At 59.8% G+C, this 20834-nt stretch carries 21 protein-coding genes; all 21 read left to right on the forward strand.

Annotation, left to right across the window (positions count from 1 at the left end; all coding sequences use genetic code 11):
- Positions 1–111 precede the first annotated feature (111 nt).
- The 21 genes from frr to IEX57_RS03545 all read left to right on the forward strand — a co-directional run bounded on the left by frr (position 112) and on the right by IEX57_RS03545 (position 20832).
- Positions 112–669 carry a ribosome recycling factor gene (gene frr / locus IEX57_RS03445; protein ID WP_188702357.1) on the forward strand — a complete coding sequence of 186 codons (558 nt, stop codon included), beginning with the start codon at positions 112–114 and terminating at the stop codon, positions 667–669.
- A 124-nt stretch (positions 670–793) separates the two neighbouring features.
- Positions 794–1489: a polyprenyl diphosphate synthase gene (gene uppS / locus IEX57_RS03450; protein ID WP_373285155.1), complete on the forward strand. Its 696-nt coding sequence runs from the start codon at positions 794–796 to the stop codon at positions 1487–1489.
- Between the two features lies 1 nt (position 1490).
- Positions 1491–2297: a phosphatidate cytidylyltransferase gene (locus IEX57_RS03455; RefSeq protein WP_188702361.1), complete on the forward strand. Its 807-nt coding sequence runs from the start codon at positions 1491–1493 to the stop codon at positions 2295–2297.
- A gap of 56 nt (positions 2298–2353) precedes the next feature.
- Entirely contained in the window at positions 2354–3559 is a 1206-nt protein-coding gene (gene ispC / locus IEX57_RS03460; protein WP_188702363.1) for a 1-deoxy-D-xylulose-5-phosphate reductoisomerase, read from the forward strand.
- A 4-nt stretch (positions 3560–3563) separates the two neighbouring features.
- On the forward strand, positions 3564–4913 hold the full coding sequence (gene rseP / locus IEX57_RS03465) for an RIP metalloprotease RseP (RefSeq protein WP_188702365.1): 1350 nt from the start codon (positions 3564–3566) through the stop codon (positions 4911–4913).
- A 50-nt stretch (positions 4914–4963) separates the two neighbouring features.
- Positions 4964–7228: an outer membrane protein assembly factor BamA gene (bamA, locus tag IEX57_RS03470; RefSeq protein ID WP_229708654.1), complete on the forward strand. Its 2265-nt coding sequence runs from the start codon at positions 4964–4966 to the stop codon at positions 7226–7228.
- 25 nt (positions 7229–7253) lie between these two features.
- The gene (locus tag IEX57_RS03475; RefSeq protein ID WP_188702369.1) at positions 7254–7757 is read left to right on the forward strand and encodes an OmpH/Skp family outer membrane protein; all 504 of its coding nucleotides are present in this window, start codon (positions 7254–7256) and stop codon (positions 7755–7757) included.
- An 11-nt stretch (positions 7758–7768) separates the two neighbouring features.
- Complete coding sequence (gene lpxD, locus IEX57_RS03480; protein ID WP_229708657.1) at positions 7769–8803, forward strand: UDP-3-O-(3-hydroxymyristoyl)glucosamine N-acyltransferase; 1035 nt, start codon at positions 7769–7771, stop codon at positions 8801–8803.
- The gene (gene fabZ / locus IEX57_RS03485) at positions 8803–9255 is read left to right on the forward strand and encodes a 3-hydroxyacyl-ACP dehydratase FabZ (RefSeq protein WP_229708659.1); all 453 of its coding nucleotides are present in this window, start codon (positions 8803–8805) and stop codon (positions 9253–9255) included. Before lpxD ends, fabZ begins: the two co-directional genes overlap by 1 nt.
- A gap of 105 nt (positions 9256–9360) precedes the next feature.
- Positions 9361–10137, forward strand: a complete 777-nt coding sequence (lpxA, locus tag IEX57_RS03490; RefSeq protein WP_188702371.1) for an acyl-ACP--UDP-N-acetylglucosamine O-acyltransferase — start codon at positions 9361–9363, stop codon at positions 10135–10137.
- 60 nt (positions 10138–10197) lie between these two features.
- On the forward strand, positions 10198–11376 hold the full coding sequence (lpxB, locus tag IEX57_RS03495; protein ID WP_188702373.1) for a lipid-A-disaccharide synthase: 1179 nt from the start codon (positions 10198–10200) through the stop codon (positions 11374–11376).
- A gap of 2 nt (positions 11377–11378) precedes the next feature.
- Entirely contained in the window at positions 11379–11957 is a 579-nt protein-coding gene (gene rnhB / locus IEX57_RS03500) for a ribonuclease HII (protein ID WP_188702375.1), read from the forward strand.
- A gap of 203 nt (positions 11958–12160) precedes the next feature.
- Positions 12161–13021: a flagellar motor stator protein MotA gene (gene motA, locus IEX57_RS03505; protein WP_188702377.1), complete on the forward strand. Its 861-nt coding sequence runs from the start codon at positions 12161–12163 to the stop codon at positions 13019–13021.
- Between the two features lie 41 nt (positions 13022–13062).
- Positions 13063–13992 (forward strand): flagellar motor protein MotB, encoded by a 930-nt coding sequence (motB, locus tag IEX57_RS03510; protein ID WP_188702379.1) that lies wholly within the window; start codon positions 13063–13065, stop codon positions 13990–13992.
- A complete protein-coding gene (locus IEX57_RS03515) occupies positions 13992–14714 on the forward strand; it encodes a class I SAM-dependent methyltransferase (protein WP_188702381.1) in 723 nt (240 codons plus the stop codon). The genes motB and IEX57_RS03515 overlap by 1 nt, the downstream gene beginning before the upstream one ends.
- Complete coding sequence (locus tag IEX57_RS03520) at positions 14699–16078, forward strand: hypothetical protein (RefSeq protein ID WP_188702383.1); 1380 nt, start codon at positions 14699–14701, stop codon at positions 16076–16078. Before IEX57_RS03515 ends, IEX57_RS03520 begins: the two co-directional genes overlap by 16 nt.
- A 17-nt stretch (positions 16079–16095) precedes the next feature.
- The gene (locus IEX57_RS03525; protein WP_188702385.1) at positions 16096–16872 is read left to right on the forward strand and encodes a TrmH family RNA methyltransferase; all 777 of its coding nucleotides are present in this window, start codon (positions 16096–16098) and stop codon (positions 16870–16872) included.
- 60 nt (positions 16873–16932) lie between these two features.
- Positions 16933–17430 (forward strand): PilZ domain-containing protein, encoded by a 498-nt coding sequence (locus tag IEX57_RS03530; protein ID WP_188702387.1) that lies wholly within the window; start codon positions 16933–16935, stop codon positions 17428–17430.
- On the forward strand, positions 17427–18104 hold the full coding sequence (ung, locus tag IEX57_RS03535) for a uracil-DNA glycosylase (protein ID WP_188702388.1): 678 nt from the start codon (positions 17427–17429) through the stop codon (positions 18102–18104). The genes IEX57_RS03530 and ung overlap by 4 nt, the downstream gene beginning before the upstream one ends.
- Positions 18105–18198: 94 nt before the next feature.
- Positions 18199–19083: an ROK family protein gene (locus IEX57_RS03540; RefSeq protein WP_188702389.1), complete on the forward strand. Its 885-nt coding sequence runs from the start codon at positions 18199–18201 to the stop codon at positions 19081–19083.
- Positions 19084–19143: 60 nt separating this feature from the next.
- A complete protein-coding gene (locus tag IEX57_RS03545) occupies positions 19144–20832 on the forward strand; it encodes a glycoside hydrolase family 9 protein (protein WP_188702390.1) in 1689 nt (562 codons plus the stop codon).
- Positions 20833–20834 lie beyond the last annotated feature (2 nt).

Below are 20834 nucleotides of genomic sequence, written 5' to 3' on the forward strand. Positions count from 1 at the left end.
GGCCCAGTGTTTTTTCGCCGGCTGCGGTGTTCACGCGGCCGGTTTTTGATTTGGAGTGACTGACCGTATCCACTCCGGATAGTCTTCGTCACTCTTGATGAGGTTGAAATCATGATTGCAGACATAAAAAAAGATACCGAAACCCGGATGCAGAAAACCCTTGAGGCGCTGAAAACCGACCTCTTGAAGGTGCGTACCGGCCGTGCTCACACCGGCCTGCTGGATCACATCCAGGTGGATTACTATGGCTCGCCGGTGCCGGTGAACCAGGTGGCCAATGTGTCGCTGTCTGACGCCCGTACCATTACCGTTCAGCCGTACGAAAAGAACATGGTTGGCAAGGTCGAAAAGGCCATTCGTGATTCCGACCTGGGCCTGAACCCGGCCACCAATGGTGACCAGATTCGCGTGCCGATGCCCATGCTGACTGAAGAGCGCCGCAAAGACCTGATCAAGGTTGTGCGTACCGAAGCCGAAGGCGCGCGCGTATCTACCCGCAATATCCGCCGTGACGCCAACAACGATCTGAAGAACCTGTTGAAAGACAAGGAAATCTCTGAAGACGAAGATCGTCGTGGCCAGGACGAAGTGCAGAAGCTGACCGACAAGTACATCGCCGAAATCGACAAGGTTCTGGCAGAAAAAGAGAAGGAACTGCTGACTGTTTAAAGTCTGCAGTAGCCGTGACGGTTGTCGAAAGTCTTCGTAGAGGTGACGGGTGAGTATTTTTCGTAGTTCCACGCTGGATACGCCGGACGAGTCGTCCGGCATTCCCTGTCACGTTGCAATCATCATGGATGGCAACGGGCGCTGGGCCAAACAGCGCCTGATGCCGCGTGTTTTCGGACACAAAAAGGGCGTGGACGCACTGCGCGCCACCGTCAAGGCGTGCGACAAGCTGGGCGTCAAATATCTGACGGTGTTTGCTTTCAGCAGCGAGAACTGGCGCCGCCCGGCCGATGAAGTCTCTTTCCTGATGGGGCTGTTTCTCAAGGTGTTGCAGTCTGAGGTGGACCGCATGCACGAGAACGGCATCCGCCTGAAGATTGTGGGCGACCGCAGCCACTTTGCGCCGGAACTGGTGCAGTGGATTGAATCGGCAGAAGCGCGCACGGCAGACAACACCGGTGTGACGCTCTCCATCGCCGCTGATTACGGTGGTCGCTGGGATATCCTGCAAGCTACCGAGCGCATGCTCAAAGACCGGCCGGAGCTTGTAGGGCAGCGGATTGAAGAATCTGACCTGACGCCGTACTTTGCCATGGCCTACGCGCCTGAGCCTGACCTCTTTATCCGCACTGGCGGCGAGCGCCGCATCAGTAACTTCCTGCTGTGGCAACTGGCCTACGCCGAACTCTATTTCACTGACATGCTCTGGCCAGACTTCGACTACAACGCGATGGCCGAGGCTGTGGCCTGGTATCAGGGGCGCGAACGCCGGTTCGGCCGCATCAGCGAACAACTGCATCCTCAAAGCGCGGCCTCCTGAAATGTTGATTACCCGAGTTCTGACTGCACTGGTATTGATACCGCTGGTTCTGTGCGCGCTTTATTTGCTGCCTCATTCCGGCTGGGTGATATTTGCCGCCGTGGTCACCGCGCTGGGCGCGTGGGAATGGGGTGGTTTGTGCAATCTGCCGCGCTTTGGCCGCATCGGGCTGGGTGTGATTGTTGGCGCACTGGTGGTGGCGCTGGCGCCGGGTGAGTTTTTTGTATTTCATCAGCCCTGGGTGCTGCCGATCCTGGCGGTTGCGGCCGTTTTCTGGGTTGTGATTGCACCCTTATGGTTGCGCTTTCGCTGGCCTTTGCAGCGCACTGCGCTCAAAGGCACCTTGCCTGGTATTCTGTTACTCGTCGCCGCAGGTATTGCGCTGGCGGCGCTGCGGGCGCAGGCTGATGCAACCGGTCTGCTGGCCGTAATGGTCGTGGCTTGGGTGGCCGATACCGCGGCGTATTTTTCTGGCAAGGCATTTGGCAAGCACAAGCTGGCACCGGCCATCAGCCCGGGTAAAACCTGGGAAGGCGTGGCAGGCGCGCTGGTCGCAGTCGGCATTTATGTAGTGGTCATGGGGCATGTCGTCGGCATTTCCTGGTGGAAAATGCTGCTGGCCGGTTGGTGCCTGACCGCTGTGTCCATTGTGGGTGATTTGATGGAGTCCCTGTTCAAGCGTCAGGCGGGCATCAAGGACAGTAGCCAGTTGCTGCCGGGGCACGGTGGCGTGCTTGACCGCGTGGACAGCCTGATCGCCCTGTTGCCGGTGGCCGCGCTTGCCTGGCCGTGGCTGATGCAGGCGTGAGCGTTTAGCGCCGCCTTGCCAATCCATATCGATAAAACGAATTTCGGGCAGTAACCATGAGCGCAATCCAAACGCTGACCGTGCTGGGCTCTACCGGCAGCATCGGGGTCAGTACCCTTGATGTGGTCGCCCGTCACGCCGATCAGTTCCGCGTCTATGCGCTGACCGGCGCAACCCAGCTGGAAAAACTGGCAGAGCAATGCCGTCAGCATGCACCGCGTTATGCCGTGGTGCTGGATGATCAGGCTGCGGAAGATCTGCGCGGCCTGCTCAAACAAGCCGGCTGCCAGACTGAGGTTTTGTGTGGTGAAGCTGCGCTGGAGCAAGTTGCGACGGCGCCGGAAGTCACCATGGTCATGGCGGCGATTGTCGGCGCAGCCGGCATGCGTCCGACACTGGCCGCCGCCCGTGCCGCCAAGCGCGTACTGCTGGCCAACAAAGAAACGCTGGTGCTGGCCGGCAAACTGTTCATGGATGCCGTCAACGCCAGTGGCGCCGAGCTGCTGCCCATCGACAGTGAACACAATGCGATCTTTCAGGTGCTGCCGCGTGCGCACCGTGAACACCCGTATCGCGGCACGCTGGCGCAGGCCGGCGTCAAGCGCATCCTGTTGACGGCCTCGGGCGGCCCGTTCCGTACCCGTGCGCTGGAAACGCTGGTCGATGTCACGCCAGAAGAAGCGGTCAAGCACCCCAACTGGTCCATGGGCCGCAAGATTTCCGTCGACTCCGCCACCATGATGAACAAGGGGCTGGAGGTCATTGAGGCGCACTGGCTGTTCAATGCCGCGCCCGATGAAATTACTGTGGTGGTTCACCCACAGAGCATCATCCATTCCATGGTGGAGTACGCCGACGGCTCGGTGCTGGCCCAGTTGGGCACGCCGGATATGCGCACGCCCATTGCCTATGGTTTGTCTTACCCGCAGCGAGTGGAGTCCGGCGTGAAGTCGCTGGATCTCTTCAGCGTCGGGCGGCTGGATTTCGAAGCGCCGGACCTGGTACGTACACCGTGTCTGCGTCTGGCGTTTGAAGCCCTGCGCGCGGGCGGCGCTGCTACAGCGGTGCTCAATGCCGCCAACGAAATCGCCGTTGCCGCTTTCCTTGATCGCCAGTTGGGCTACACCCGCATTCCGGTGCTGATTGAAGAAGTGCTGGCCACCTGCGTGGGCGACTGCAAGGCCGACTCGCTGGAAGCCCTGCAGCAAGCGGACGCACTGGCGCGCTTGACTGCACAGCGCTGGCTGGCGGCGCAAAGCTGACGCCATGAGCGTATTGATCTCGATACTGGCCTTTGTTGTCACGATTGGCATCCTGGTGACCTTTCACGAGCTGGGTCACTATTGGGTAGCCAAACGTTGCGGCATCAAGGTGCTCACGTTCTCCATCGGGTTTGGCAAAAAACTGCTGTCCTGGCAGCGCGGCGAGACCACCTGGCAACTTGCCGCCGTGCCCCTGGGGGGTTATGTCCGCATGCTTGATGAGCGTGAGCGGCCGGTTACACCGGAAGAATTGCCGCGCTCGTTCAACCAGCAGCATCCGCTGAAAAAAATGGCCGTCGCTGCGGCTGGCCCGGTCGCCAATCTTTTGCTGGCCTTGTTGTTCTACTGGGTGCTGTTTGTTTCTGGCGTGACCACACTCAAACCCGTCCTTGCCGACGTCACGGCCGGTTCGGTGGCGCAGCAGATCGGCCTGCGGGCGGGTGATCGCATTGACGCAATCGGCAATCGTCCGGTGAATACCTGGGACGATCTGGCCGAGAACCTGATTGATTCAGCCAGCAAGCACGAACCCTTTGACATTGCCGTGCACAGCCAGTCGGGTGATGTCACCTTGCCGGTTGACCCGGCCAGAACCAGCCTGGGCGAGATTGACGCAAATCTGATTGACCGTTTTGGCATCTCGCCGCTGCCGATTACCACGGTGATCGGGCAGGTGGCGCCTGACAGTGCCGCCGCGCAGGCAGACATCAAGGCGGGCGATCGCATCGTGTCGCTTAACGGCAAGCCGTTGCAAAGCTGGAGCGCCTTGCAGCAGGCGGTGGCGCATTATCCGATCCAGCCAGTGCAACTGGTGCTGGACCGGCATGGCGAACACATCAGCAAAACCGTGACACCGCACGAGATCGTCGTCAAAGGTCAGCATATTGGCCAGTTGGGGCTGGCGCCCCGGCTGGATGAGGCGCGCTGGAAAGCGCAACAAATGCAGTTGCGGTATGGTCCGGTTGACGCTATTGGCGCCGCCGCAACCAAGGTGGTGGATACCGTCAAATTCATCTTGCAGATGTTTGGCCGGATGATTGTGGGCCACGTCTCTGTCAAGCAGATTGGTGGTCCGGTCACACTGGCGGACCTGGCAGGCCGTTCTGCCGAAATGGGCTTGTTGCCCTTTATCGAGAATCTGGCGCGGATCAGTCTTTCCCTGGCTGTTCTGAACCTGCTTCCCGTGCCGCTGCTGGATGGCGGCCATTTGATGTATCATACCGCCGAACTGGTGACCGGACGGCCGGTCCCTGAGCGGGTACAAGCGTTCGGCATGCGGTTGGGCCTTGCGTTTATTGCCGGGTTAATGGCGCTAGCGCTATATAACGATTTCTTCCGACTTATCTCTGGCTGAGTACTGCCAGTTTCCGATCCGACACAATGAAATTAAAACCGCTTTCCTTGATGCTTGGCGCAGCATTGTCTTTCAGTGCACTTCCTGTCTGGGCCATCGATGCTTTTGTGGTGAAGGATATCCGGGTAGAGGGCCTGCAGCGCACTGACGCCGGTACGGTCTTCAACTACCTGCCGGTCAAGGTGGGCGAGAGCCTGGATGACGATAAGGCGCAGCAGGCCATCAAGGCACTGTACGCAACCGGCTTTTTCAACGATGTGCGCCTTGAGCGCAGCGGCGACGTGCTGATCGTGACGGTGGACGAACGTCCGACCATCGCGCAGATCAACATCAACGGCGCCAAGTTGCTGGACAAAGACCAGATCAAGACCGCGCTCAAGAGCCAGAACTTTGCTGAAGGCCGCATTTTTGACCAGGGCGTGCTTGATGCCGCCGTGCAGGAACTGAAGCAGCAGTATTACTCGCGCGGCCGCTACTCGCTGCAGATCAAGACCTCGACCACCCGCCTTGAGCGTAACCGTGTCGGTGTCCAGTTTGATATTTCCGAAGGCGCTACTGCCGTCATCCAGCAGGTCAACCTGGTGGGTGCGCACGAGTTCAAGGAAAGCAAGCTGCTGGACGAAATGAGCATGTCCACGCCGGGCTGGTTCAGCTGGTACACGCGTGATGACCAGTACTCGCGCCAGAAGATGACTGCCGACCTGGAAACCCTGCGTTCCTACTATATGGATCGCGGCTATCTGGAGTTCAACATTGACTCCACCCAGGTGGCGATCGGTGAAGACAAGGAAAGCGTCTTCCTGACCATCAACATGACTGAAGGTCAGCAATACACCATCAGCGATATCAAGTTTGCCGGCGAGAGCACCCTGTCGCAGGCTGAGCTGGAAAAGATCGTCAACATCAAGCCGGGCGATATTTTCAACCGCTCCAAGATCACCAAGGCAACGACCGTTATTTCCGGCAAGCTGGGCAATGACGGTTACGCGTTCGCCAACGTGAACGCCGTGCCGGAAGTCGACAAGGTGAACCACACGGTCTCGTTCACGTTCTACGTGGATCCGGGCCGCAAGGTTTATGTGCGCAACATCAACATCACCGGCAACACCATGACCCGTGATGAAGTGGTGCGCCGCGAATTGCGTCAGCTGGAATCGGCGCAGTATGACGCGTCCAAGGTGGACCGCTCCAAGCAACGCCTGAACCAGCTCGATTACTTCCAGGAAGTCACCATTGACACACCGCCGGTGCCAGAGTCGCCCGATCAGGTGGACATGAACGTCAAGGTGACCGAGAAGAAAACCGGCCAGTTCAACATCGGTGCGGGTTACGGTCAGTCCGAAGGCGTGGTGTTGATTGCCTCCGTGTCGCAGACCAACTTCCTGGGTAGCGGCAAGGCATTCTCTGCAGAATTCAACAACAGCTCCGCACAGCGCGTGTACTCGCTGGGCCTGAGTGACCCGTACGCGACGGTTGACGGCATCTCGATGGGCTGGAACTTCTACAAGCGCGACACCGATCCGTCGTACAACAGCCTGGGTAACTACACCACCAGCGGCTGGGGTGGCGCGCTGAACTTCGGCTTGCCGGTGACCGAATTCAACTCGGTGGGCATGGGCCTTGCCTATGACAACCTGGAAATCATCACCAACGCCAACACGCCGAAGTACGTGAACGATTTCGTGAACGAATATGGTTCCAAGACCGGTACGTTCAGCGTCAACATGAAGTTTGGCCGCGACACGCGGGACAGCGCATCGTACCCGACGCGTGGCTGGAACTTCAGCACCTCGGCCGAAGCCGCTGTGCCGTCGTCTGACCTGAAGTATTACCGTCTGGGCGCGACCAGCCAGTTCTGGATTCCGTTTGGCGATGAAGGCACTGCGCTGGAATGGAACCTGCAAGGCGGGTATGGTGGCAGCTACGGCAACGCAACTTATCCGTTCTTCAAGAATTACTACGCTGGTGGCGTGAACTCGGTGCGCGGTTTTGCGTACGGTACGATTGGTCCGAAGGATGAGAACGGCGACGGTATGGGGGGCAATCGCATGCTGACCAACAGCCTGGAACTGTTCTTCCCGATGCCGGGCCTGAAGAATGACAAGAGCACGCGTTTGTCGTTGTTCCTGGATTCCGGTATCGTGCGCGGCCCGACGGACGATGTGCCGGCCGGTACCCTGCGTTACTCCACTGGCGCGTCGTTCTCGTGGGTGTCGCCAATTGGTCCGTTGAAATTCTCGCTGGCCAAGGCACTCAAGAAAGACGAGTCCGACAAGATGGAATCCTTCCAGTTCCAGATCGGGAATATCTTCTGATTTCGGGTTTGAACGAGGTTAAAGCATGAAATTTGCACGACTGCCTGGTATCTTTCTGTGTGTTTTGCTGCTGGCTTGCGGTGTGGCCCGGGCGGCTGACCCTGCGCTGAAAATCGGTTTTGTGGATGTAGATCGCATCCTGCGTGATTCGGCCCCGGCGCAGCGCGCAACCAAGCGACTGGAGAAAGAGTTCGAGGGCCGTCGTGCCGATGTGCAGAAGATCGCCGATCAGGGTAAATCGCTGCAACTGGTGCTCGACAAAGGTGGTCTGTCCGACACCGACCGTAAAGACAAAGAGCGTCAGCTGGTCAAGCTCAACCTTGATTACCAACGCATGTCGCGCGAACTCAATGAAGATCTGAACTCCCGCCGCAATGAAGAACTGGCGGGCATTCAGGAGCGCGTGAACAACGCGGTACAGCAGATCGCCAATACTGAAAAGTTTGACCTGATCTTGCAGGAAGCGGCGTTCCACAGCCCGCGTATCGATATTACCGACAAGGTGCTCAAGGCCCTGGCGGACAAGTAAGTGATCTGACTATGCGTTTGTCCCAACTCGTAGCAAAACTGGGTGGTGAACTGCGTGGCGCCGATGCCGACGTCACACGCGTGTCGTCGCTGGAAGGCGCAATGCCAGACGCGCTGACGTTTCTGACCAACCCGAAGTTCAAGAATCTGCTGGTCGAGTGCAAGGCTGCCTGCGTGCTGCTCAAGGCGGCCGATGCCGAAGATGTGACGTTGCCGCACATCGTGACCGACAACCCGTACCTGTATTACGCGCGCGCTGCTGCCTTGCTGCATCCGGCACCAGCGGTACGCGCTGGCATTCATCCGGCAGCGTATGTCGATGCAACCGCTGTCGTGGCGGCCGATGCCGAAGTTGGCCCGGGCGCGACCGTGTGTGCCGGTGCGGTGATTGGTGCCGGCGCCGTCATCATGCCGCAGGCGTACGTAGGTGAGCGCGCCCAGGTAGGGGCGGGCGCACGCATGTATCCGCAATCCTGCCTGATGGCAGAGTGCATTATTGGCGAGCGCGTGATTCTGCATCCGGGCGCGGTAATTGGCGCGGACGGTTTCGGCAATGCCTGGGCTGGCGACCATTGGGAAAAAATTCCGCAACTGGGCCGTGCCATCATTGGCGATGATGTCGAAATCGGTGCGAATACCACCATTGATCGCGGCGCCCTGGAAGACACGATTGTCGCCAACGGCGCGCGCATCGATAACCTGATCATGATTGGTCACAACTGCCAGATTGGTGAACACACCGCCATGGCATCGTGTGTGGGCATTGCCGGCTCGACACGCATTGGTGCGCGCTGCCAGATTGGCGGCGCGGCCATGATCGGCGGACACCTGGAGATTGCAGACGGCACCATCGTGCTGGCCGCCACTGCAGTCACCAAAAGCATACGTGAGCCTGGCGTCTACGGCGGCCCCATTCCGGCGGCCCCGCAAGACCAGTGGGCCAGAAATGCCGTGCATCTGCGGCGCCTTGAAGTCACGAACGACAAGGTCAAACAACTCGAGAAACAGGTCGCCGCCTTGCTGGCGCGCGACGCGCAGGAGGAATAATGAGCGAGACGATGGATATCAACGATATCGTCAAGTATCTGCCACACCGATACCCGTTTTTGCTGGTCGATCGTGTGATCGAACTGGAACTGGGCAAATCGATCAAGGCCATCAAGAACGTGACCATCAACGAACCGTTCTTCCAGGGTCATTTCCCCGGTTACCCGGTCATGCCTGGCGTGCTGATCATGGAAGCCCTGGCCCAGGCCGCCGGTGTGCTCTCGTTCAAGTCTGAAGGCCGCATGCCTTCTGACGGCACTCTGTATTTCTTTGCCGGCATTGATAACGCCCGTTTCAAGCGTCAGGTGCTGCCTGGCGATCAGCTCACGCTGTGCGTCGAGATGGTGGCCCAGAAGCGCGGCATCTACAAATATCAGGCCAAGGCGTATGTGGGCGATGAACTCGCTGCAGAAGCCGACCTGATGTGTGCAGAGCGCAAGGTCAACAAGTAAGCATGGCAACGTTCACCCGTCCGCCCAGGTGCGGACCGGTGAGTGAAGGCAGTTGTGTACCGGCGGGCAACAGGCCCGCCAGAATTTTTTCCAGGATCGACGGATATGGCAAACATCCATCCGACAGCGGTTGTAGACCCCAAGGCAAAGTTGCATGACAGCGTCACAGTTGGCCCTTATGCCGTGATCGGGCCGGATGTCACCATCGGGGCCGGTACCGTGGTCGATGCGCATGTGGTCATCTCTGGTGTTACCACCATTGGCGAGCGCAACCGGTTTTACTCGTTTGGCAGCATTGGTTGCGATCCGCAGGACAAAAAGTACAAGGGCGAGCCGACGCGCCTTGTTATTGGCGATGGCAATGCGTTTTTCCAGAACGTGACCGTATCCACGGGCACCGTACAGGACGAAGGTCTGACCAGCATTGGCAACAACAACTGGATCATGGCCTACGTGCACATTGCCCATGATTGCAGAATCGGCAGCGAGACCATTCTGGCCAACAACGTCACGCTGGCCGGGCATGTTTATGTCGATGATTTTGTGTTTCTGGGCGGCTTTACCACCGTGCACCAGTTCTGCAAGATCGGCACGTACGCGATGTCTGCCTTTACTGCGGCCATTGCGCAAGATGTGCCGCCGTTTATTGTGGCGGCGGGCAACCGGGCCAAGCCGGCGGGTGTGCACAGCGAAGGCATGCGCCGCAACGGTGTCACCGCTGAACAGATTGCCCAGATCAAAAAAGCTTACCGTGTGTTATACCGGCAGAACCTGCCGCTGGAAGAATCGCTGGCGGCGCTTGATGAAATGGCCGCAGATTCCGCAGACGTTGCACGCTTTGCCAGCTTTGTCCGGGCCAGCCAGCGCGGCATCATCCGCTAAGCGCCTTGCCAGCCGCGTTCAAGCCTTTCTCTAACCCCTAATCCAGATACAGCCGAGCCGATGATTGATCGACTCTTTCCCCAGACCGGAACCGGCCCGCGCATTGCCATTGTCGCAGGTGAAGCCTCGGGCGATTTGCTTGGTGCTCAACTGATCGAAGCGCTGCAGCGCGTGATCCCCGATGCCCGGTTTTCCGGTATTGCCGGCCCCAAAATGAAAGCGCTGGGCGCGCACTCTGTCGTGCCGATGGAAAAGCTGGCCGTGCGCGGTTATGCAGAGGTGATCCGGCATCTGCCGGAGCTGCTGCGTATCCGTCGCCAGCTCAAGCAGGCCATCGTCAGCGAGCGGCCGGATCTTGTGATCGGCATTGATGCGCCAGACTTCAACCTGGGGCTGGAAGCCACGGCCAAGGCCGCCGGCATCACCACCATTCATTACGTCAGCCCGTCGATCTGGGCCTGGCGCAGTGAGCGGCTGAAGAAGATCGCCAAAGCGGTCTCGCACGTGCTGTTGCTGTTCCCGTTTGAAGAGCCGCTGTATCGCCAGGCGGGTGTGCCGGCCACTTACGTGGGCCATCCGCTGGCCGACATGTTCCCGGTTGAGCCCAATCGCGAGTTGTATCGCGAACAACTGGGGGTGAGCGACAAGGCGCTGGCGTTTGCCATGCTGCCCGGATCGCGCCAGAGCGAACTGGAACTGCACGCCACGTTGTTTATCGAGACCGCGAAGCAACTGGCCGAGCGTTACCCGCATGCCGTGTTCCTGGTGCCGTTCATTACCCGTGAAACGCGCGACATGTTTGAGCGTCGCATGTGGCAACTGGAAGCGCAGGAGTTGCCATTCCGCCTGATGTTCGGCCACGCGCACGATGCCATGCTGGCCTCTGACGCCATTGTGGTGGCATCGGGCACCGCCGCGCTGGAAGCCATGCTGGCCAAGCGCCCGCTGGTGGTGACCTACAAGCTCTCCAATCTGACCTATCGCATGGTCAAAAAGAAGATCAAGACGCCTTATGTCAGCCTGCCCAACGCGCTGGCGGGTGGCTTTGTGGTGCCGGAACTGCTGCAGCACGACGCGACAGTAGAAAACCTGGTGCAGGCCGTGACCAATATGGTCGACGACAAGCGCTTTGGCGCTCGTCTGAATGCATGCTTCACTGATTTTCATGAGCAGCTGCGTTGCAACGCGGCCGAACGCGCGGCGCAGGCTGTACTGGCCTTGCTGAACAAGCGGAGATAACCATGCTGGTGTGCGGAGTGGATGAAGCAGGGCGCGGCCCGCTGGCGGGTTCAGTCTACGCGGCGGCAGTGATCTTGCCGGATGACCATGGCCTGATCGGGCTGGATGACTCCAAAAAGCTGACCGAAGCCGCACGCGAGCGCCTGTTTCCGCAAATCCAGGAACGCGCGCTGGCGTGGTCCATTGCCTTTGCCACGCACGCCGAGATCGACCAGATCAACATCCTGCAAGCCACCATGCTGGCCATGCAGCGCGCTGTGGCGGGTTTGCAGACCGCGCCGCACAAGGCCCTGATTGATGGCAATCGTGCGCCCAGACTGGCCTGTGAAGTACAGACCGTGGTCGGTGGCGATGCCTTGCACGCCTGCATTTCTGCGGCATCCATCCTGGCCAAGGTAGCGCGCGACCGTGAAGTATCCGAGTATGAAACCAGGTGGCCAGGTTACGGTTTTGCCAAGCATAAAGGCTACCCGACCGCAGCGCATCTGGCCGCCCTGAAAACGCTTGGACCGTGCCCGGTACACCGCATGAGTTTCGGTCCGGTACGTCAGGCCGTGGCACAAATGCCGCTTTGGGATTGACTGGCTGTTGTCGCCTCTGGGCACTGCAACTAAACTGCGATACGGGAGGCGTATTCATAATGAATATTCCGGACCTGTCCGGAGTCTGGCAACGAAGCCAGTCAACACATACGCTGATTGAGAATATGGGTGTCGGTGCGATGCCGACGCCAGAGTGATGCTCCCTCCAATAACAGAGCTGTAATACCGGGAAAACACGGCGCATGTTTGTCATTATTGGTTACATCTTCATGATGGCGTGTATTTTCGGCGCCTATGCGGTGCACGGCGGGGAACTGGCCGTGCTGTGGCAACCCACGGAAATCGTCATCATTTTTGGTGGCGGTATCGGTGCGCTGATCGTCGGTTACGGCGGCAAGCCGATGAAGGCCACGCTCAAGGCGGCGCCCTCGATTTTCAAAGGCTCGCCCTACAATAAAAACTTCTTCATGGATCTGTTTGCGCTGCAATTCGAAATCCTGACCAAGATCCGCAAGGAAGGTCTGATGTCGATTGAAGCCGACGTGGACGATCCGCACAGCAGCGCCGTCTTCAGCAAATACCCCAAGGTGGCGCACGATCATCACCTGATCGAATTCATGACCGACTATTTGCGCCTGATGGTCGGTGGCAACCTCAACGCTTTTGAAATCGAAAACCTCATGGATGTCGAAATCGACACCCATCACCACGAGGCCGCCGTGCCCTCCACCGTGATCGCCAAACTGGCGGACGGTCTGCCCGCATTCGGTATCGTGGCGGCGGTGATGGGCGTGGTGCACACCATGGGCTCGCTGCATTTGCCGCCGTCCGAGTTGGGCAAGCTGATCGGCGCGGCGCTGGTCGGTACTTTCATGGGTATTTTGCTGGCCTACGGTTTTGTGGGCCCGATTGCGTCGGTGCTGGAAGCGCGCGCAGCTGCGGCCACCCAGGCTTTCAATGCCGTGAAGACCACCTTGCTGGCAAGCCTGAATGGCTACGCGCCGCAAGTGGCGGTGGAGTTCGGCCGCAAAGCGGTTGAAAGCACCGAGCGCCCCAGCTTCAAGGAGCTGGAGGATTACGTCAAAAACGCCAAGGGCAAGTAAGCGACGCCCGCCGTTCCTGACGATCAATACGAGCATATGCAATGAGCGACGACTCCCAACGTCCCATAGTGGTCAAGCGCATCAAGAAGGGCGGTCATGGTCACCATGGCGGCGCCTGGAAGATTGCGTACGCCGACTTCATGACCGCCATGATGGCGTTCTTTCTCTTGATGTGGCTGTTGGGCTCCGTGTCCAAGGGTAACCTCAAGGGGATTGCCGATTATTTCTCCAATCCGCTGAAGATTGCCCGCCGGGGCGGCGAGGGCGCGGGTGATGCGGACTCGCTGATCAAGGGCGGTGGCAAAGACCTGACCCAGCAAGTCGGCCAGATGAAAAAAGGCGCGGTGCAGGAAGATGAACAAGCCAAGGACCGGCGCCGTCTGAGCGAACTCAAAAAGAAATTTGAGGCGCTGATGGAAGACAAGGCCAAAACCAACAGCAAGCTGGCGCAGTTCAAGAAGCAGCTCAAGCTGGACATGGTGGCCGAAGGCTTGCGCATCCAGATCGTTGATGACCAGAACCGGCCCATGTTCAAGTCAGGCAGCAGCGAGCTTGAACCTTATGCCAAAGACATCCTGGACGAGATCGGCAAGCTCTTGAACGACGTACCCAATGATCTCTCGCTCTCTGGTCATACCGATGCCCAGCAATTTGCCTCGGGCCAGCGCGGGTACTCCAACTGGGAACTCTCGTCTGACCGCGCCAATGCCTCGCGCCGCGAACTGTTGTCTGGCGGCGGGCTTTCCATCGGGAAAATCCTGCGCGTAAACGGGTTCGCCGACCAGGTGCCGCTGGATACCGCCAATATTTATGCGCCAGTCAACCGCCGGATCAGCATTGTGGTGCTGAACAACGAAGCCGCAGCCGAAATCCGCCGTCAGGCCGGGATTGATCAGGAAGCCAATGCCATTCCGGCTTCCGAGGTGGCCTCAAGGGTGGCCGGCAACAAGGTGGCGTCCGGGCCGAATTGATGTCCCAGCCGCTGCGGTTTGTCCTGTTGCAGCTGCTGGCGCTTGCCGGTATGGCCGGGTTGTGGTGGCTGGCGCCGCAAAGCGCCGTCTGGCAACTGGCGCTGACTGGCGGCTGTCTGGCTGCGATTGTCGCCTGGTTCTGGCATGACGGGCGCTGGTGGAGTCTGATTCACCTGTGCTTTCCCGCCGCCGTGCTGGTCGCCTTGAGCTGGCAGGTGCCTTCCTGGCTCTGGCTGGTGGCGTTTATCGTGTTGTTTCTGTTCTCCGCAGGGGCGATCCAGAGCCGGGTGCCCTTGTACTTGAGCAACCAGCGCACGCTGGCCTTGCTGTCGCAGGAAATTCCGCCCAATGCCCATCTGATTGATCTTGGCGCTGGCACGGGCACGGTACTGGCGTGGCTCAGAAAACACCGGCCGGATGTCACGACGACCGGCGTGGAAACGGCCTTGTTGCCGTGGTTGATTGGACGCTGCCGGCTTGGGCGTGGTGCCGACTGGCGGCGCGATGATGCATTTGCCCAGAATCTGGGCACGTTTGATGTGGTCTATGCTTATTTGTCACCTGAACCCATGCCGCGTTTGTGGCAGAAGGTGCAGGCAGAATGCCGGCCCGGTTGCCGGCTGATCAGCAACAGCTTTGGCGTGCCCGGACACAATCCGGACAAGACCATTGATATTGGCGACTGGAAACACAGCAAGCTTCTGATATGGCAGTCAATCTAGCACCCTCATTTGCACCCTGGATCGCAGAATGGACCAACCGGCCGCTGCCCATGCTGCAAGCCAGCAAGGACCTGCTGCTGCCCATGCTGCGCCGGCCGGATCGCGTGCGGCCGGTCGATCTGGTCGACATTGTCCTGCGTGATCCGTTGCTGACGGCGCAAGTGTTGCGCACGGTGAATCACCGCGAGCGCACCAGCTTGTCTGCCGATGTGGTGTCGGTCGAGAACTGTGTCGCCCTTTATGGCATCGGGCCGTTCCTGGAGCGCTTTGCCAATGGCCCGGTGGCCGAAGCCAGCCTGTTGCCGGATCACCCGGCGGGCGTAGCCCAGTTGCATTCGGCCGTCATGAGCTTGCGCTTTGCGGCGCGGCTGGCGCGTGAATACGCCACGCAACGCTTTGACGCCAAGCTTGATGAAATCTTCATAGCGGCGGTGTTGTCCGGTTTGCCCGCGCTGCTCAATATTCTGGGGCAGAACAAGTCTACAGCGGCGCAAACAGATTCTGCCGCGCATGACATGCTGGTGGCCTGGCATTTCCCGGAGCCACTGGTGCAGTTGCAGGCCGGTAGCGCCGTCGAAACCCCGCGCCAGACCTTGCAGGTGGCCGTACTGAAGATGGCCCGTGCGCTGGAGCACGGCTGGTGGCAGCCAGAGATCGAAGTCGCGCTACAGGTGATTTCCGGTGTGCTGCAGACGGCGACCGATGAGTGCTGGGATATCGCCACCACCAGTATCCTGAAGTTTGCCCGCAAAGAAGCCCGCGCTGGCCGGTTGCCGGCCGCCTACGCCTTGCCGATGCTGCCCGGCCCGTGGGAGCCCGTGGCTCCGGCAGAGCCCGAAGCGCCGCCAGCCCCTGCCGCCAACCTGTTTGCCGAGCGCCTGCATGCGCTCAATACCGCCGCGCGCCAGGGCGCCAACGCATCACAACTGATCGAACTGGCCTTGCGCGTGTTCACTGACGGCATGCACATCCAGCGCGCCGCATTCATGGTTTACTCTGCGGCCGATAACCTGTTGCGGACCCGATTTGTGCAAAGCCCGGACGAACAGGACCGCATGCGCGACTTTGCCTTGCCCATGGATAACGTCCACCTGTTTGCGCGGCTGATGACCAAACCGCAAGCGGTCTGGCTGAATGAACATACCCGCAACAATTTGCAAAAACTGCTGCCGGGCACCTGGCTGCAGCGCTTTGGCGCGGGCGATTTCTGTGCCATGTCCATCTTCATGAACGAGCGCCCGGTGGGCTTGTTCATCGGTCAGCGTACCTCGCTCAAAGCGCTGGACGAGACCACCTTTACCCAGTTCAAACAGGTTTGCCTGCTGGTCAGCCGTGCGCTGGCCGAACGCAATAACCGCGCCTGATTTTTCCCGAGAGTGGCATGGAAGTCATACATTCGCCGCACAATGCGCTGTACAAGCTTTGTCACAAGCTGGCGACGCATCGGCGTGATCGTCTCAAACAAAAGAAAACACTGCTTGATGGCACCCATCTTGTTGCTGCGGCGCTTGATGCCGGCTGGACCATTGAAAAGCTGCTGGTCACGCCGGAAGGGCTGGATAACCCGGAAGTGCTGGCCCTGGTCAAAACCAGCGTCATGACGCCTACCGTGCTGGAATCCACGCTGTTCAAGTCATTGTCTGAACTGCCCAGCCCGACCGGCCTGATGGCACTGGTGGATATTCCGGACAGCAAGGCACCGCGCAAACACGGGCTGTGCCTGTTGCTTGACGGCGTGCAAGACCCCGGCAACGTGGGCTCCATTTTGCGCACCGCCGCGGCCGCGGGGGTCGATCAGGTATTGTTGTCTGACCAGTGCGCCGATCTGTGGTCGCCCAAGGTATTGCGTGCCGGCATGGGCGCGCACTTTGTGCTCGATCTGATCGAGCGCGCTGATCTGCTGCAGTTTGCGGACCAGTTTGCCGGCCCGATCGGGGCGTTGATGCTGGATCAGGCCCAGGATTTGTACGCCGCCACACTCACCGGCGATCTGGCGCTGGTGATGGGTGCAGAAGGACAGGGCGTGTCTGCGCCGATGGCTGCCCGGGCCACGCTGCGGCTGACCATCCCCATGCAGCCGGGTATCGAGTCTTTGAATGTCGGCGCTGCGGCGGCCATCTGCCTGTACGAGCGCGTGCGCCAAACCCGGTCGGGCTGAGTGTCATCGGCCTATAATCAGGCTATCTTCAGTGCCGCAAACTCCTCGTGGAACCCGCCCATGCCTGATTTCCCGGATGGTCTTTTCTTTGAAACCAGCCTGCCGCTGACCTGGCTGGCCGAGCCGGTTCAGCACCCGCTGGAAGCCCAGCGTTATCTGGAAGTGCTGGAAGCCATGGAACAACACCCGCATGAAGAACGTGAGGTGTCGCAAGTAGAGTCCCGGCTGGATCTGCAATTGTTGTGGCTGGCCCGCCTGTTAACCCCGCAGAAGCCGCCGGAGCGCGATTGCGTGATCGGCATCGAGTACCTGCAGTGGTCGCAACCTGATGCGCTGACGGCAGGCCAGGAAGGTTATGTGGGCCTGATCCTGAGCCCGCATCTGCCGTATTTGATGAGTCTGCCGGCACGCATTGAACAAGTCAGCAGCCAGGGCGAAGGGCAACTGATTCTGGCACGCTGGGTTTACCCCACGCCGGGCCTGAAAGAAGCATTTGAACGCACCGTTTTCCGTCGTCACCGTGAACATATTCGCCGCAATCGTGGAGCAAGCTCTTGATTTTTGATGCAATTCCCACCACGTGGCAGCCCTTGCTGGCCGCGTTGCGCCATAACCCGGTCTTGAATGGGCTCAGCCAGTTTCTGGATGCTGAAGCCGCCGCCGGCAAGATCATTTACCCGCCACGCTCTCAATGGTTTGCTGCGCTGGAGCACGTCGCGCCGGCCGATGTCAAAGTGGTGATCCTGGGGCAAGACCCTTACCACGGCGCAGGTCAGGCGCATGGCCTGAGTTTTTCGGTGCCGCCGGGTATCAAAAAGCCGCCTTCGCTTAACAATATCTGGAAAGAAATCGCCCGCGACCTGGGCATGACGCCGCCACAAGACGGCTCGCTGCTCGGCTGGGCCGATCAGGGTGTGTTGTTGCTCAACACCGTACTGACGGTTGAGGCCGATTGCGCGGCGTCACACGCCAAACGGGGCTGGGAAGTGCTGACTGACGAGATCATCCGCCAGCTGGCCGCGCATGAGTCCGGCATCGTGTTCATGCTTTGGGGCAGTCATGCGCAGAAAAAAGCGGCGCTGATTGATCGCAGCAAGCATCTGGTGCTGGAGTCGGTCCACCCGTCGCCGCTGTCGGCGCATCGCGGGTTTATCGGCAACGGGCATTTCTCTGCCGCCAACCGTTATCTGCAAGACCAGCACAGGCCGGTGATTGACTGGGCCAGTGCCTGAAATCGTGACAGCATCAAATACAAAAAGCCGCTGACCAGACCGGATAAACCGGCGCAAGCGGCTTCAGAGCAACCGCAGCGGAACGAAACCGATCATGTCTTCCATTCTTGCCTTCGATATCGGCGGCACGCAGATCAAGTACGGCCTTGTCGGCCTTGATGGCGCCGTCAGTCATGTCCAGACCACCGCAACGCCCGCAGCAAAGGGCGGCCCCGCCGTGCTCGACCACGTGTGCGCGCTGGCCGCACCTTTGGTGCGCGAGCATGCCCCCATCGGCATTGCCGTCAGCACGCTGGGCCTTGTCCAGCCCGATACCGGCACCATTCTGGGCGCGGCCGAGGCGATCCCGGATTACCCGGCTTGTTCGCCCAAGGCCGTTCTGGAGCAAGCTTTTGGTCTCAAGGTGACGGTAGAGAACGACGTCAACTGCGTTGCGCTGGCCGAAGGCTGGACTGGCGCCGGTCAAGGCTGCGCGCATTTCATCGCCCTCACCGTGGGCACCGGTATCGGTGGCGGCATTGTGATCAACAACGCGCTGTATCGCGGCGCGCGGGCTGCGGCGGGCGAGTGGGGTTATATGCGCATCGACGGCAAGATGTGGGAGCGCCACGCCTCGACCGCTGCGCTGGTGCGCGCCATTGAAGCGGCAACCGGCGAGGGCGGCTGGAGTGGCGAGCGCATCATGGCCGCGTATGACGGTGGCGATGCCGTGGTTTGTGCTGTCGTTGTCCAGTGGCGCCAGTTGCTGGCGACTGGCATTGCCAACCTGATATACGCTTTCAATCCGCAACGCGTGATTGTTGGCGGCGGTATCAGCGCCCGCGGCGAACGGTTCCAGCAAGAGCTCAATCTCAGCGTTGATGAGGTGCTGGAGCCGGATTTTCGCGGCACAACAGAGATTCGCCTGGCCAGCGCCGGCAATCACGCCGGCATGATCGGCGCGGCCCGCAACTGGTTGTTGTCAAACGCCAGCGCCTGAATCCACCGCAGCCGACAAGCCAGCCCTGGCCACCCGCCCGCAGAGGCAACCGGAGACGAAATGAAAATCCTGTTCAACCACATCGGTTTCACCCCGCACGCCCGCAAGCTGGCCACCATTGATGCGCCAGCCGATGCAGACCTGCTCACTTTCAGTCTGTACAACGCGCAAAGCCGCCAGAAAGTGCTGTCCGGCCCCATTACCGTCAGCGGCACCGTAGATCAATGGAAAGACCGCCACTACTGGCAGGCCGATTTTTCTGCGGTGACAGCCGCGGGCGAGTATTTCCTGGTGGTGGATGGCATCAACCCGCCACTGGTGTCGCACACCTTTACGATCGCTGCCGACCTGTTTGCCGGCCAGATGCTGTCCGACATTGTTCACTACATCAAAGGCCAGCGCTGCACCGGGCTGTATGACAACGCTGACCGCAGCCGGCCCAAGTGGGGCAGTGATGAACACCGGGACGTGCACGGCGGCTGGTATGACGCTTCGGGCGATTGCTCCAAGTATCTGTCGCATTTGTCGGTCGCCAATTTCATGAACCCGCAGCAAACGCCGCAGGTGGTCTGGAACCTGATTGATGGCCACGCTCAGCTGCCGCCGCAACTGAAATGGTTCAACGAACGCATGGTTGATGAAGCCTTGCATGGCGCGGATTTCCTTATCCGCATGCAAGACCCGGCCGGGTTCTTTTACATGACCTTGTTCGACAAATGGTCCAAAGACGAAAACCAGCGTGATCTGTGCGCGTATGCCACGCAGCAGGGCATCAAGTCTGACCAGTACCAGGCCGCGTTCCGTCAGGGCGGCGGCATGACGATTGCCGCACTGGCGCGGGCCAGCCAGTTGTCGCGCGATGGCGAATTCAGCCGCGCGCAGTATCTGGCAGCGGCAGAAACCGGCTTTGCCCATTTGCAGGAACACAATCTGCGCTATCTGGATGATGGCGTGGAAAACATCATCGATGACTATTGCGCGCTGCTGGCCGCCACCGAGTTGCTGGCGATCACGGGCGAGGGCGTGTATGCCGATGCGGCGGTACGGCGCGTCAACAATCTCCTGGTGCGCCAGCACGACGACGGCTGGTTCCGTGCCGATGATCCCGGCACCCGCTCGTTCTTTCACGCGGCGGACGCCGGTTTGCCGGAAATCGCCTTGCTGCGTTACCTGGAAGTCGTGCCAGCCAGCCCGCTGGCCGGTAGAATTCGCGGCGCGCTGCGTCTGGCGTTTGAATATGCCTTGCGCATTACGGGTGAAAAAGTGAACAATCCGTTCGGCTACCCGCGCCAGTATGTGCAGCAACCGGGCCAGCCTGGTAAAACGCAGTTCTTTATTCCGCACGATAATGGCACGGGTTACTGGTGGCAGGGCGAGAACGCCCGGCTGGGCTCGATTGCCGCCGCTGCGGCGCGCGCCAGCCAGTGCTTTGGCGACGAAACCGCCTTTGCCACGCAGCTTGATCATTACGCGCAGGCTGCGCTGGACTGGATTCTGGGCCACAATCCGTTTGATAGCTGCATGCTGCAAGGCTGGGGACGCAATAATCCGCGCTACGAGCCTGGCTACTACAATGCGCCCGGTGGTGTGTGCAACGGCATCACCAGCGGGCTTGAGGATGAAGCGGACATCGATTTCAGAAAGTCCGAGGTCGCGACCATGGCGAACAGCTGGCGCTGGACCGAACAATGGATGCCGCATGGCGCCTGGCTTTTCCTGGCGCTGTGCAGTCGAATCAACAAGGAGTAATC

Source organism: Silvimonas iriomotensis (assembly GCF_014645535.1).
In the GTDB taxonomy this organism is placed as follows: domain Bacteria; phylum Pseudomonadota; class Gammaproteobacteria; order Burkholderiales; family Chitinibacteraceae; genus Silvimonas; species Silvimonas iriomotensis.